Annotated in this window: 13 protein-coding genes; 5 read left to right on the top strand and 8 right to left on the bottom strand. The window is 54.7% G+C overall.

Annotated features, from left to right (window positions below):
* Positions 1–193: 193 nt before the first annotated feature.
* A complete protein-coding gene (locus BM485_11005) occupies positions 194–625 on the top strand; it encodes a thioredoxin (GenBank protein ID OKY74953.1) in 432 nt (143 codons plus the stop codon).
* On the opposite strand, the gene BM485_11000 is transcribed toward BM485_11005, so the two are convergent.
* Both BM485_11000 and BM485_10995 read right to left on the bottom strand, forming a co-directional pair.
* Positions 614–2941, bottom strand: coding sequence for an endopeptidase La (locus BM485_11000; protein OKY75018.1), 2328 nt, complete (start codon positions 2939–2941; stop codon positions 614–616). The genes BM485_11005 and BM485_11000 overlap by 12 nt on opposite strands.
* A 73-nt stretch (positions 2942–3014) precedes the next feature.
* Complete coding sequence (locus BM485_10995) at positions 3015–3455, bottom strand: hypothetical protein (GenBank protein ID OKY74952.1); 441 nt, start codon at positions 3453–3455, stop codon at positions 3015–3017.
* A gap of 111 nt (positions 3456–3566) precedes the next feature.
* Between BM485_10995 and BM485_10990 the strand changes: the two genes are divergently transcribed.
* Both BM485_10990 and BM485_10985 read left to right on the top strand, forming a co-directional pair.
* A complete protein-coding gene (locus BM485_10990; GenBank protein OKY75017.1) occupies positions 3567–4322 on the top strand; it encodes a hypothetical protein in 756 nt (251 codons plus the stop codon).
* A gap of 44 nt (positions 4323–4366) precedes the next feature.
* Entirely contained in the window at positions 4367–4732 is a 366-nt protein-coding gene (locus tag BM485_10985; GenBank protein ID OKY75016.1) for a diacylglycerol kinase, read from the top strand.
* A gap of 28 nt (positions 4733–4760) precedes the next feature.
* Here BM485_10985 and BM485_10980 read toward each other — a convergent pair whose 3' ends face one another.
* Positions 4761–6506: a hypothetical protein gene (locus BM485_10980; protein ID OKY74951.1), complete on the bottom strand. Its 1746-nt coding sequence runs from the start codon at positions 6504–6506 to the stop codon at positions 4761–4763.
* On the opposite strand from BM485_10980, the gene BM485_10975 reads away from it, so the two are divergent.
* Positions 6505–6711, top strand: coding sequence for a hypothetical protein (locus tag BM485_10975; GenBank protein ID OKY74950.1), 207 nt, complete (start codon positions 6505–6507; stop codon positions 6709–6711). The genes BM485_10980 and BM485_10975 overlap by 2 nt on opposite strands.
* A 71-nt stretch (positions 6712–6782) precedes the next feature.
* Entirely contained in the window at positions 6783–7352 is a 570-nt protein-coding gene (locus BM485_10970) for a hypothetical protein (protein ID OKY74949.1), read from the top strand.
* An 11-nt stretch (positions 7353–7363) separates the two neighbouring features.
* Here BM485_10970 and BM485_10965 read toward each other — a convergent pair whose 3' ends face one another.
* The 5 genes from BM485_10965 to BM485_10945 all read right to left on the bottom strand — a co-directional run bounded on the left by BM485_10965 (position 7364) and on the right by BM485_10945 (position 13200).
* The gene (locus BM485_10965; protein OKY75015.1) at positions 7364–7837 is read right to left on the bottom strand and encodes a hypothetical protein; all 474 of its coding nucleotides are present in this window, start codon (positions 7835–7837) and stop codon (positions 7364–7366) included.
* Positions 7838–8002: 165 nt separating this feature from the next.
* A complete protein-coding gene (locus tag BM485_10960) occupies positions 8003–9700 on the bottom strand; it encodes an adenylyl-sulfate kinase (protein ID OKY74948.1) in 1698 nt (565 codons plus the stop codon).
* 164 nt (positions 9701–9864) lie between these two features.
* A complete protein-coding gene (locus BM485_10955) occupies positions 9865–11217 on the bottom strand; it encodes a two-component system response regulator GlrR (GenBank protein OKY74947.1) in 1353 nt (450 codons plus the stop codon).
* Positions 11207–11746 (bottom strand): hypothetical protein, encoded by a 540-nt coding sequence (locus BM485_10950; GenBank protein ID OKY74946.1) that lies wholly within the window; start codon positions 11744–11746, stop codon positions 11207–11209. The genes BM485_10955 and BM485_10950 overlap by 11 nt, the downstream gene beginning before the upstream one ends.
* Complete coding sequence (locus BM485_10945; protein OKY75014.1) at positions 11743–13200, bottom strand: hypothetical protein; 1458 nt, start codon at positions 13198–13200, stop codon at positions 11743–11745. Before BM485_10945 ends, BM485_10950 begins: the two co-directional genes overlap by 4 nt.
* Positions 13201–13539: the final 339 nt, after the last annotated feature.

The raw sequence follows: 13539 nt of genomic DNA, 5'->3' as shown, positions 1-13539 counted from the left end.
CGTATCATGCACGTGTGATTGAAAGGGGAAAAACGGTGGGAAAACGTTTTCCTTGTACCGTAAATCATGACGGAGCGCAAGCAAAGGCGAGGCAAACGGCTTGATTTCCCTGTTTGTCGACTTACTGTATTTTCATAAAATGCGTTTGCTGCGATGCTGATAAAAAAAACATAAGAAAAGTTGAGGGTGGAAAATGAGCATTCTTCACGTCGTGTGTCCTGTTTGCGGCAGCGTCAACCGGCTTGCCGTGGAAAAAGCGGCAGAGGGTCCGGTATGCGGCAAGTGTCGGAACAGGCTTTTTTCCGGGCAACCTGTTGCGCTGACCAATGATACCTTTGCAAAGCATATCGAACGAAATGATATCCCGGTTGTGGTCGACTTCTGGGCGCCGTGGTGCGGTCCCTGCAAGATGATGGGGCCGGTATTCGCCCAGGCGGCGGCGGAGCTTGAACCCCGGGTGCGCCTGGCCAAGGTTGACACGGAACAGGAGCAGGCCCTGGCCGCGCGGTTTGCCATTCGTTCCATCCCGACGATTGTGTTGTTCAAGAATGGTCGGGAAATCGTCCGGCAGGCCGGCGCCATGGACCAGGCAACTCTCCTGCGCTGGGTGCGGTCACATCTGTGAAGGTACGACAATGGCGATCTTGAGGGCGTCCTTGATGTCCCGCACATAGTGAAAGGTCATGCTGCTGCGCACCGACTCGCGTATTTCAGACACATCTTTCTTGTTCAGTTCGGGCAGGATGACTTCCTTGATGCCGGAACGGACGGCGGCCAGCACCTTTTCCTTGATGCCGCCCACCGGCAGCACGTCGCCGCGCAGGGTGATTTCCCCGGTCATGGCCACATCCTTGCGCACCGGCTGCTCGGTAAAAAGCGATGTCAGGGAAACCACCATGGCCACCCCGGCGGAAGGGCCGTCCTTGGGTGTTGCTCCCTCCGGGACATGGATGTGGATATCATTCTCGGCGAAAAGATCCTCCTCGATGTTGAAGTATCCGGCATGGGCACGGATATAGGTGAGAGCCGCGCTGGCTGATTCCTTCATGACCTCGCCCAGTTTTCCCGTCATTTTCAGGGCTCCCGTGCCCTTCATCTTGGCGGACTCGATAAAAAGCAGCTCTCCGCCCACCGGAGTCCAGGCCAGACCGGTGGCCAGTCCCGGTCCCCAGGAGTGGGCCAGTGTTTCAGGGAAAAATTTGATGGGTCCCAGAAAACGCTCCAGGTCGCCGGCATCTATGGTTGCCCGGCTTGTTTCCCCTTCCACGATGTTTTTGGCCACCCCGCGACAGACCGAGGCCAGCTCCCTTTCCAGGTTCCTGACCCCTGCTTCCCTGGTGTAGGAACGGATCACGGAACGGATGGCGTCATCGGTGAAGACAATGTCGTCGGCGCTCAAGGCATGGGCGTCCAGTTGCCGTTCGATCAGATGATTTTTGGCAATATGGAGTTTTTCATCCTCGGTATAGCCGGACAGGGTGATGACTTCCATCCTGTCGCGCAGTGGCCCTGGAATGGTATCAAGCATATTGGCGGTGGTGATGAACATGACCTTGGAAAGATCAAAGGTGATTTCCAGGTAATGATCGCTGAAGGTGAAGTTCTGCTCCGGATCAAGCACCTCAAGCAGGGCGGATGATGGGTCGCCGCGAAAGTCCATGCCCAGCTTGTCGATTTCATCCAGCATGAACAGTGGGTTCTTGGCGCCCGCTTTGCGCAGGCTCTGGATAATACGGCCGGGCAGGGCGCCGATATAGGTGCGCCGGTGGCCGCGGATTTCCGCTTCGTCCCTGACGCCGCCCAGGGAAAGACGGACGAATTTTCTGCCCATGGTGCGGGCAATGGACTGGCCCAGGGATGTTTTTCCCACCCCGGGCGGGCCGACAAAACAGAGGATGGGGCCGTGCATGTCCTGCTTGAGCTTGCGCACCGCCAGAAATTCGAGGATTCTTTTTTTGATCCGTTCCAGGCCGTAATGGTCTTGATCCAGATCCTGCTTGGCCTTTTTCAGGTCAAGGGTGTCAACGGTTGAGGTTTCCCAGGGGAGATCAAGGATCCAGTCGATATAGGTGCGGGACACCGTGTATTCCGGCGAGGAGGGCGAGATGCGCCCCAGCCGGTCCAGCTCTTTTTTTGCCACCTTGCGGGCTTCTTCGCTTAAGTTCGCCTTGTCAAACCTGGCTTTCAGTTCGTCCAGGTCCAGGTTTTCATTGTCTTCCCCCAGTTCCTTGCGGATGGCCTGCAGTTGCTGGCGGAGGAAAAATTCCCGTTGTTTCTTGTCAATATCCTCTTTGACCGATTTCTGGATTTCCTGGCTCATCTGCGCTGTTTCCAGCCGCTTGTTCAGGGCGGTGGTGACCTTTTTCAACAGTTCCCGCAGGCTTGAGAGTTCAAGAATCGCCTGTTCCTCCTCCTGGGAAATGTGCAGCTGGGAGGAGATAAGATAGGCGGCATGAAAGGGGTTGGTCAACGATTCCACCGTCATCACCAGTTCAGGGGGCAGCATCACCAGTTCCGCCAGTTTCTTGAACTGGGTTTTCAGATTCAGGTCCAGGGCCTCGATCTCCTGATCCAAGGTGTCGTCCATTTCCAGAACCTCGACTTTCGCGGCCAGATATGGCTCCTGCTGGACATATTCGAGAATTCTGATTTTTTTGAAACCGCTGGTCAGCACATGGTAGGCGCCTTCACTGCCCTTGACCAGTTTGTAGATGTAGCCGACGACACCGATGGAGTAAAGGTGTTCACCCTTGACCTCGTGCTGCTCTCCTTCCATGGGGTGATGGGTAATCAGGCCGAGCAGTCTGTCCTTGAGCAGGATATCGTCAATAAGCTGCTTGGATGAAGGGCTCTTTACCTGCAGAGGGAAACCCATGCCCGGGAAAAAAACAAACCCATGCAGGGGGAGAATCGGCAGCACGTCGGGTATGTCAAGTTGCATCGGGTCGACATTTGCGGCGTCGTGCTGTTCCTTTGTTTCTTTTTTTTCTTCAGTCATGTGAAAATTTCTCCCGTTATTCGCTCTTGATGGAAACCTTGATGTGGCCGGATGATTTTTTCTTCGGCAAACGGATCAGGAGAAATCCGTTTTTGCAGGTGGACGTGGCAGCTTCGGCGTCGATCGGGCTTTCGAGTTCAAGAGTGCGTTTGAACCTGCCGTATTCCACCTCCAGTTGGTGAATGCAGGTGGTGTGGTCGAAAACCGGTTGCGCGCGCTCGCCGCTTACGGTGACGCTGGAATGATTGACAATGACCGACAACCTGTCGGAATCGATGCCCGGCACCTCCATGTAGATGATAAACTCACCCTCCGTTTCATAGACGTCGCAGGAAGGAATCAGGTTTTCCGACCGGTAAGGGAACATGCGATGGGTGGACATGTTACGGAGCATGCGGCCGAATTCTCTCTCGATTTCATTGAAAGTGCTCATCCGGTGTTTCTTGAAGGGATCCATACTGTTGCCTCAGAGTTTATTTTTTTACGATGCCGTTCTTTTTATATTACACTGATGGAAAGTGATGTGAAGGGAAAATATCAGGTTGTGAGATGGAAAAAAGAAAAATGGATGACCGGGGAAATGATGGGAAAAGAAATTGAAACGGCGGCACGCATGCTGCGACGGAGCCGGAAAGCCATAGCCCTCACCGGTGCGGGTGCCGGCACCGAAAGCGGCATTCCCGATTTTCGCGGTAAAAACGGTTTGTGGTCCCGCTTCGATCCATTTGAATACGGAACGCTCGGTGCTTTCCGTCAAAATCCGGAAAAGGTATGGCACATGCTCCGAGAGCTTCTCCCCTTTGCCGACTGCGGGCCCAACAAGGGACACCTGGCCATGGCCGGACTGGAGGAGCTCGGGCTTCTCCGGGGGGTCATCACCCAGAATATCGACGGCCTGCATCAAAAGGCGGGCAGCCGGTGCGTGATTGAATTTCATGGTAATTTCTTTACCTTCACCTGCCCCAAGTGCGGCACCAGGGAGCCTCTTTCCCGGGTACGGCAGATGACAATGCCGCCCCGGTGCCTGGTGTGCGCTGATATTCTCAAGCCGGATGTGATTTTTTTTGACGAGCAGATAGCGCCTCGTGTATTACTGGAAACGGAAAGTTTGGTGCATGAGGCTGATCTCTTGCTGGTTGCCGGCACTTCCTGCGAGGTGGCGCCGGCTTCTTTCATCCCGGCGCAGGTGCTGCGTCAGGGAGGGGTGGTGGTTGAAATTAATCTTGCTCCGGTTCTGCGGGAGGTTGCCGCGGTTTCCATAGCCGGTGGTTTTTCCACGACCATGGAAAAATTGCTTCTGCGGGTCGCGAAGGAGCCGCTATGAACAAAAGGGAAAAAATGGAAATGAATAATGAACAGCAGGAAATGATGGAAAAGATGAACGCGCACGGGTTCCGGCGGCTGGTCAACGCGCTTCACTCCACATCCCTTGGGTTGAAGGCCGCTTTTCGGCATGAGGAGGCCTTCCGTCAGGAGGTCTTTCTTTGCATTATTCTGCTGCCGCTGGGGCTTTTCCTGGGCGCGACCGGTGCAGAGCGGGCTCTCTTGGTCGGCAGTCTGCTGCTTGTGCTGATCGTTGAGCTGCTGAACTCCGCCGTCGAGGCGGTGGTTGACCGGATAGGCATGGAATACCATGTCCTTTCCGGCCGTGCCAAAGACCTCGGTTCAGCCGCCGTTTTTGTCGTGCTTGTTCTGGCGGCGGCGGTGTGGCTCTTGGTGTTGCTTCCTTTTTGACGGGGGCTCCAGCCATGGCCGACGTGTCTTAATCAATCATGCCCCGCACCGCCGCAATTCCCACCGGTGTCTTGTCCGCCTCGTTGTAATATCCGACAAACCGACCCACTTCCATGATTGCTTCATCCCGGGCCAGATCGCGCATGAATGCATGGGAAACCGTCGCATAAAGCAGTTGTGCCGTCACCGTATAGGGGCCCTTGTGGCCGGACAGGGCAACTGAATAGGTCACCTGGTCCGCGCCGCCGATAAAATTCGGATCAGCCGCGGCCTTGCCCTGCACGGCGATGTCCTTGCCCGCCGTCTTTTTGTCAAAGCCGCGGGGCAGCAGCCGGTTGTCCTTGATATAGCCCGCCCCGCGCAGCAGGGTAAAGGTGACCTGGTTGTCGGTGTTGTGCATGACGGATTCATAAATCTGCACCTGATCCGGGGAGGTGATCAGGTCATAATGTGGTTCGTAAGCCATTTTTTCGTCACCGTCATCGCCGGTGACCGACCCGTCCGGTTGCGGCCGTCCGGATTCAAAGACAATTGCGCCCTCGGCGTCAGTGACCGTGAAATGGAGCCAGGTGCGGCGAGAGGGAAAGCCGGTGGGCAATTTGTGGCCCGCCTTGTTTTCGATGCCGACGGTAACGGCCAGCGTGTCTCCGGAAACTTTCCCGGCAAGCAAATAAAGGGAAGCGGTTTCTTTCTGCAGAAGATTCACGGTCCGCTCTTTTGTGTCGTCCATTTTCGCGGTTGAGGCGCTGATCCGGAGTGGTTCCAGGTTGTCCTGCATGATGTTGAGCAGCAGGACATTGCCGCCGACAAAATGATGCTGGGAAAAGTGGTCTTTTTCCGTGGACTCCTTGGGAGCCGGAGAGGCGATCATGACCCCGCCCGCGGTGGAATGGGGCATGTGGCATTCCTGGCAGAGACGGACCGTGCCCACGCTTTCGTCGATGGCGTGCCGGTTTCCGGCGGGTTCGGCGAATTCACTGTGCTGCCATTCGAGATAAGGGGTCTGCTCCGGAAATTCGCCGGCGATATTGCCGGCGTTGTCGAGAAAGGGAGTATACAGGGTGTGGCAGGTGGCGCAGAGGGATGAATCGTTGGTGTGGCTGCCGTAGAGCGGCGTAAAACCTATGCTGGTTTGCATTGGTTCGGCAACGGTTTCCTCGTAGGGGCCGAAAGCGGCGCGATGGGGCGGCGGGGTCTTGGTGTCAATGGTGTACTTGCCGCTGAAGCTTGTTTTGTTGCCCAGTTCATGGTCCTGGATCTGATGGCAGAGGCTGCAGGAAACACCATCCATGGCCGCACTGTGCAGACGGGTCTTGTCGGCGAGAAAGCCTTCATAGGGATTTTCCCCCACCTCCGGGCCGTAAACGGCAGGGTCGGCGTTTACTTGGGTCCAGGCCATGGGCATGTGGCAGGCAACGCATTTTTCTTCGATGACTTTACGGATGGCGGGATTGCGGGTCGTTTCCGAGGAAACTTTTGCCTGCCAGAGAGGGTCTTTTGCCGCATTTGCCATCATGGTTGAGCGCCAATGGTTGTTGATGGACATGTCCCGGCCGTCCCGGTCGACAAGATTGCCGTGACACAGGGAGCAGCGGTTTGAACCGACAAAATTTGTTTCAGTGAAATTGGTCAGCGCTATGCCGTGCCGGGCCGTGGGTTTGGTTTTTTCCGGCTTGCCGAGTTCCATGGCTGAGGTCGTCCCCTTGAAATTCGCGGCATTGGCAAATGAAGCCGCGCCGGGGGCAATACCGGTTGCATCGGGCGGAGACGGCATGCAGCCGCTTAAAAGTGAAAATGATGCAATGACACCTGCGGTACGGAGTATTTTCCGGCCCCGTAAAAAAAAATTCCCTGGTATTGCCATGGATGTTCCCCCCAATGCGAAGAGTCGAAAAGTTTTTCCGGCGACGACTATCGGGACATCATTGTCGCCGGAAGGTGTTAAAAATGAGAGAGCAAGCCTGAAAAAACTGGTATAGTTGCAAGGCCTTTACCGGTTTTGCTCGTAACGTGAATGTGGAACGTCTCTTTTTAGAATTATTATACTTTTATGGTTAATATTGCAAATATCCTGAGCCTCACCCGTGTGGTTATCGCTCCTTTTCTGCTTTATTTCGCCTGGTCCGATCGACGCGGATTGTTTCTTGTCTTCGGAGTGATCGCCCTGCTCACCGATTGCCTGGACGGTTATTTTGCCAGGAAGTTTCATCAGGCGTCGGAGCTGGGGGCGAAACTTGACAGTTGGGGCGACCTGGCAATTTACATGGCTGTGCCCCTGTCGGTTTGGTGGTTGTGGCCGGAAATCATACAAAGGGAGGCGGTTTTCGTCATCGCGGGGCTCAGCGGTTTCGCCCTGCCGGTTTTTTTCGGTTTTTTCAAGTTCGGGCGGCTCACCAGTTATCACACCTGGGGGGCGAAACTTTCCGCCGTGCTGCTCAGCGGCAGCATCCTGATTCTGATATTCAACGGACCGTCATGGCCGTTTCGCCTGGCCGTCATCATCTTTCTCTGCGCGGAACTGGAGGAGATCTTTATCACGGCCCTTTTGCCCAAATGGCGCGCCGATGTGCCCTCTGTTTTTGTCGTGTGGCGCGAGCGGAGAAGCGGCAAAATCCGGTGATCAATAAAAAATCAAAGGAAATCCCGCCAATGAATTGCCTGAAAATTGCGTGACAGCAGATGGTCGTCTGCAAGCAGGTGAACGTCGAGGCTGGAAAAGATCCGCCTGGCCGTTTTTTCCACAATGTCCGGCGGTGTCACGGTGTCATGGCACCCGATGAAAAGGGTGCACGGCACATCGCTTCTTTGGTTTTCCCAAGGGTGGAATTGGGGGAAATTGAGCGCCGGGGCGAGAAGGATCAGTTTCGCAACCCTGGTTGGATGTTGCAGGGCGTAAATGGTTGCCATCAGGCCCCCGAAGCTTGAACCGACGAGCACGATATCCTGTTGGGCCGCAAGTATCTGTTCAAGCTTCGTCATCCTCGCGTCGAGGCTGCCGGTAAAGTCGGGGGTCAGCATGGCGTTGAAGTTGGCCTTGAAGAACCCGGCCTTTGTTCCCCGGCTGCTGCTTTCCAGGCCATGCAGAAAAATTCGTGTTCCCGTCATCATGTCGTTTCCAACCGGAGGGCCGCGGAATCCTTGGATGCTCCGTGTCAAAGGCGAATCGTCGGCCATTCCGCATGTCTCTGAATCGCGACAGCCTGCTGTTCGCGACCAACGGCTGTTCGGCGTTGGTCGCGGATTTAAAAAATCGTGCCGAAAGCCTTCCGATCAGCGGATATACCCCTTTTCCTCCAGGTACAGCATGACCTCCTGGGCTGCCTCCGCCGGGGTCATTTCGCTGGTATCAATGGTGATCTCGGGATGCGTGGGCGGGGTGTAGGGATCGGAAACGCCGGTGAAGACCGGGATTTTCCCCGCCCGCGCCTTGGCGTAGAGTCCTTTTCTGTCGCGCTTTTCGCAGACCTGAAGAGGGGTGGCCATGTAAACTTCGATATACCCGCCGCATTTGCTGATCAGCGCCCGGTTGGCCTGGCGCGATTCTTCATAGGGAGCAATGGGGGCGCAGAGGGCGATGCCTCCGTTTTTGGTTATTTCGCTGGCAACGAAGCCGATCCGGGTGATATTGAGGTGACGGTGTTCCTTGGAAAAGTTCAGTTCGCTCGATAGATTCTTGCGGACAATATCTCCGTCAAGCAGGGTTACCGGTCGATCCCGCATTTCCAGGAATTTCACCATCAGAACCTTGGCCAGGGTTGATTTGCCGGAACCGGAGAGGCCGGTGATAAAGATGGTGAAACCTTGTTTGGAACGTGGCGGGAAGGCGCGTCGCAATTCGGCGACGATTTCCGGATACGAAAACCATTCCGGGATGTCCAGCCCGTTTTCCAGCCGACGCTGCAGTTCGCTGGATGAGATGGTTTTGACCGCCATGTCGTCACTAACCTGATGCAGGGGGACATACTGGGCCTTATCCTCCGCATACACCATCTTTTCTTCGGCAACCATCTTGATTCCGACCTCTTCTTCAAAGCTTTTCACCAGCTTTTGCGCTTCGTTGGCCGGATAGAAATTTTCTTTTTCAAGTCGGCTGGCAAAGGGGTCGCCGTGGTCGGCGGAAACGAGAAAGTGGGAGCAGCCGTAATTTTTTTTGATAACAGCCTGCCACAGCGCCTCGCGCGGCCCGGCCCAGCGGCTGGCCAGCGGCAGAAGGCCGAGGCTGATCATGTTTTTCGGGAATTTTTTGATAAATTCCTGGTAACAGCGAACATGGGTGTAGTGGTCAAGGTGGCCGGGATGGTCAAGTCCGGCGACGGCCTGCAGGAAGATGCTGGCCCCGGCTTCGCGGGCGGCCTTGAGAATCATCTCCTTGTGGGCGCAATGGAGATAGGCGTCGGTGTGAAAACCGATAACGTGGCGCCAGCCGTTAAGCGAAAAAAGACGGTGGCTTTCCGCCGGGGTCAGCCGTAGTTCCTTGAAGTCGTAATGCACGGGCAGGGTCAGGCCTTCCAGGGTGCCGCCCAGATACCAGTCACCGATATTGTCATAAAGATAGGCGACGCCGGGGTGACGCGTGGCGTCATCTGTGCCGAACACGGCGAGCGCCTCCTTTTTCTTGTCGGGCTGCCAGATGTCGGTCACGGTGAGAATGGCCAGCAGAAAACCTTCTTCGTCGTTTAAGGCGAGTTTGTCTCCGCTTTTGAGCAGTTGCGCCGTTTTTTGCGGAACATCAAGACAGATCGGCATGGGCCAGACGGTGCCGTCCGCAAGCCGCATCCGGTCGAGCACCGACAGGTAATCCTGGTGGGAAAGATAGCCGTCAAGGGGGTAGAAGGCACGGTTCAGGAGCAGTTCAAGATCGCAGAGCTGCCGCAGGTTGAGATCAAGGGAGGCAAGGTCGACCGCTTCTTTTTTTAATGTTTCGCTCCGCCTGAAGTGGACAAGAAGGCTTTCCGAATATTCGTTCATGATAAATGTTTGGGATGTTCCGGCTCGCACGCCTGATATGCGCACTTCACGTGTTTGCATCAGGTGTGTAATTTATGGTTTTCGCTGCTTGACGATACTGCCGTGAAGCAACATGCACACACTTTTATAACCAAGGAAAGTTGAGAAAGCAAAAGGAAAGAATTTCAGTCCTTAAAAAGGCTGGGAACGATGTGGTGGCGATTGAGGAGTTTGTAGAAGTCGGTTCTGTTGCGTTTGGCCTGGCGGGCTGCCTCGGTCACATTGCCTCGTGTCGCCTGGAGGAGGTGGACAAGATATTCCTGTTCGAACTGACGGCGCGCATCGGCAAAGGGAACGATTTTCATCGGTTTATCCTTGAGGGCGTCGGCAAGAAGGCTTTCAGAGATAAGCGGGGTGGGAGAAAGAGCGACGGTTTGTTCGATGACGTTCTGCAACTGCCGGACATTGCCGGGCCAGGGCGCTTCCATGAGCAGTTTCATGGCGGCCGGGGAAAATCCACTGATTTCCCTGTTGTTCTGGGTTGTCAGTTTTTTGATGAAATAGTGGGCAAGCAGCGGGATGTCTTCCCTCCGTGTATGCAGGGGGGGGATTTCCAGGCTGACGACATTGAGGCGGTAAAAGAGATCTTCCCGGAAGGTTTTTCCCCGCACTTCCTCTTCGATTTTGCGATGGGTGGCGGAAATGATGCGGACATCGACGTCGACGGCCGTGGGCGAACCGATGGAGCGGACCTGTTTTTCCTGCAGCACGCGCAGCAGTTTTACCTGGAGGGAAAGGGGCATGTCGCCAATTTCATCAAGGAAAAGGGTGCCGGTATCGGCGGTTTTGAAGAGGCCCGCATAGTTTGTCGCGGCACCGGTGAAGGAGCCCTTGGCGTGGCCGAAAAGTTCGGATTCCAGCAGTGCCTCCGGGATGGCTGCGCAGTTGACCGGGACAAAAGGGCCTGCCGCCCTGGCGCTGGCCCGGTGAATGGCATTGGCAAGCAGTTCCTTGCCCGTGCCGCTTTCGCCCAGAATCAGAACGCCCGCGTCGCTTTGGGCAACGAGTTTGGCCTTGTGCATGAGATTGGCCATGGCACTGCTTTTGTAAATAATTTCACGGCACCAGTCGTTGTTTTTTTCGTCCTCGTTTTCCTCGGTTGGGTTGCCGGCGATGGTCAGGGCGGCATTGATTTCCTGGAGAAGCTTGTGGCTGTCCACCGGTTTGGTGAGAAAGGAAAAGACTCCTTTTTGGGTTGCTTCAACCGCTTCCGGAATGGAGCCGTGGGCCGTGATGACAATGACCGGCAGGGAGCTGTTGATCTTGTGCACGGCTTCGAAAAGGGCCAGGCCGTCCATTTCGCCCATGCGCAGATCGGTGATGAGCAGGTGAGGGTTGAGGATTGGGATGCGGGACAGGGCCTGTTCGCCGCTTTCCGCGGTCATGACGTCAAATCCCTGACTCTGCAAGCGGATGCTGAAGAGGCTTAACAGATCGGTGTCATCGTCAACCAGCAGTATTCGAGGTTTAATTGACATTGGTGCGTTCGTTGATGATTTCTTCAATGTTTTTCAGATGTTCGACCTGTTTCTTTAATGCATTCACTTCATGTCGCGCTTTGTTTACCTCGGCGACCCTTTTTTTTTGCAGGTGCTCGAAGTAATTGAGTAATGCGGCAAGTCCCCTGATGTCGGGGTAGGCGGTTGCGTTGAACTGTTCCATGTCTTTCATCAGCTCCTGTGCGTATTCCAGGGAGTCCGGTTCGTCAAGGCGTGCCAGGCAGAGACAGATAAGCCTGATGCGTTTTTCATCGTTTCTGTCGGCAATAAAATCTTCTCTCGTCCTGGCGTATTCGTTGTTTAATTCGTCAGTCGACAAATTTGCACTGTTTTCCAGGCAGGTGAGAATCTGCTCTGTCGGCGGGTGCAGGTTGCTGACCCTGACTTTTTCTTTACGGCTTTCCGGAACAATGATCTCCACCGGTTGCTGAATACAGCATGCAATATTCATGCACAATATGGTGGATGACAGGGTAAAAAAGAGTATGGCGTGGATGATTTTTATCACGAAATTACCTCAAGCGGCAAAATAAGTCGAAAATGAGCGCCTTCAGGGATATCCGGCAGGGCGGCAATGGTCCCCTGGTGGTTGGTTATGTATTCACGGGCTATGGCCAGGCCGAGTCCGGTTCCCTTGACCCGGCCTTTTGTCCCGCTTTTTCCCTGATAAAAGGGGAGGAAGATTTTCGAGAGTTCTTCGGCGGGGATGCCCGGACCTGCATCGATAATGTCGATAACCGCCTTCCCGTTGTCGGCATTCAGGCTGATCGCAATGACGCTTTCGGTCGGCGAATGTTTTATGGCATTGGAAAGAACATTGTCAATGACGGTTCTGATCTGGTTGCGGTCGCCGTTGATGGAAACCGGCGCAAGGTTCTGTTGCAGGGAAAGCGAATTGGCCAGCAGGATCGGTTTCAGGTCCTCGGTAATCTCGAAAATCATACGGTCAAGGGCAAAAGGCTCCTTTCTCGGAGGGACGTGCCTGGCCTGGGCCATATTGAAATTGACAATGTTCTCGATGAGCGTCTGCAGCAGCCTGCTGTTGTTGGAGAGGATTCTGACCACCTCCTTTTGCTGGGTGGTGAGCGGTCCGGCAAGTTCTTCACCGAGCAGGCCGGCGCTTTCCCGGATGGAGGAAAGAGGCGTTTTTAATTCGTGGGAAATATGGGCGACGAATTTATTCCTTTCCTTTTCCAGCTCCGCCAGCCGGTCCCGAAGCCAATCAAGCTTGGTGCCGAGAAATTCCAGATCCTGAGGGCCGGAAACGGAAATGGGCGTGACGAAATCACCCTCGCCCAGCCGGAGGATTCCCTTGTCGATCTGGCGAATCGGCCGGATGAGCAGAGAGGCGAAAAAGGAAATGAGCAAAAGGCATGCAAAAAAGAGGATGCAGGTGAGCCAGAACATCATTTGCTGATACCGGAGGGCCTCTTTCTGGAGGGATTCGGTTTCCTGCATCATCAGTTTATGGCTTGCATTCTGAACCGCATGGGCCAGGTCGTTTATCTCCTGATAGCGCGCCAGGGCGATTTTTCTTTTGCGGGAAGCTTTTTCTGTCGCGAGCACGGTAAAAACTTCACTTTCCAGCATCTGCAGCTTGGCGATGCTGCTTTGGACTTCAGGGGAAAATGGAAAATTCACCAGTTGCTCCAGCAAGAGCTGGATGCTTTCGTGTTTTTCGCTGAAACCGACAAGATTTTCCGCTTCCGCCAGAATATCATAAAGCCGGGCCTGTCGCTCTTGAGCGACAAGCTGTTCCAGGAGCATGCGGCTGACCCGGGCCGAATCGGCTGATCGAAAAACGGCCTGGGTGCTTTTGGCCGCCATTTTGTCCATGAAGTAGGCGGAGCCGGCAAGCGCGGCCAGCAGCGGCAGGGCGACGAAAAGAAAAGACGCCAGCAGCAGGATGAGAAATGATTTCGGTCGAAAAAGCTGCACAATAATGGGGTCGCCTTGAGTTATAAGGTTGCCGTGACGTTTCCGTCTCATCCCGATAAAGAGACAATTGTCGGGAATCGCTGATGATTTCGGATTGTGCCCCGCAAGCACGGCGCAATGCATGCGAAAACAGCGTGACATGAAAAAGTAACTGAAGCCTACCGTTTCGTGTGCTTTTGTTCAAGTCTCTTGATGAGAAGTACACGAAAAACATCGTTTCTTTAAGGGGCAGGCAGGGTGATATGACTTTTGTCACGACGGAAGAAAGAGGCCATCCGCATTTTTCCGCTGCCGGGGAACGGTTACTCCTTTGCCAAACGTGACAAAATCAGTATTATACGGAAGAAGACAAGGAAGACGGCC

This window comes from Desulfobulbaceae bacterium DB1 (assembly GCA_001914235.1).
In the GTDB taxonomy this organism is placed as follows: Bacteria; Desulfobacterota; Desulfobulbia; order Desulfobulbales; family SURF-16; genus DB1.
Note: the sequence above shows the minus strand (reverse complement) of the source record. Positions and strands in the feature narration are given on the sequence as shown.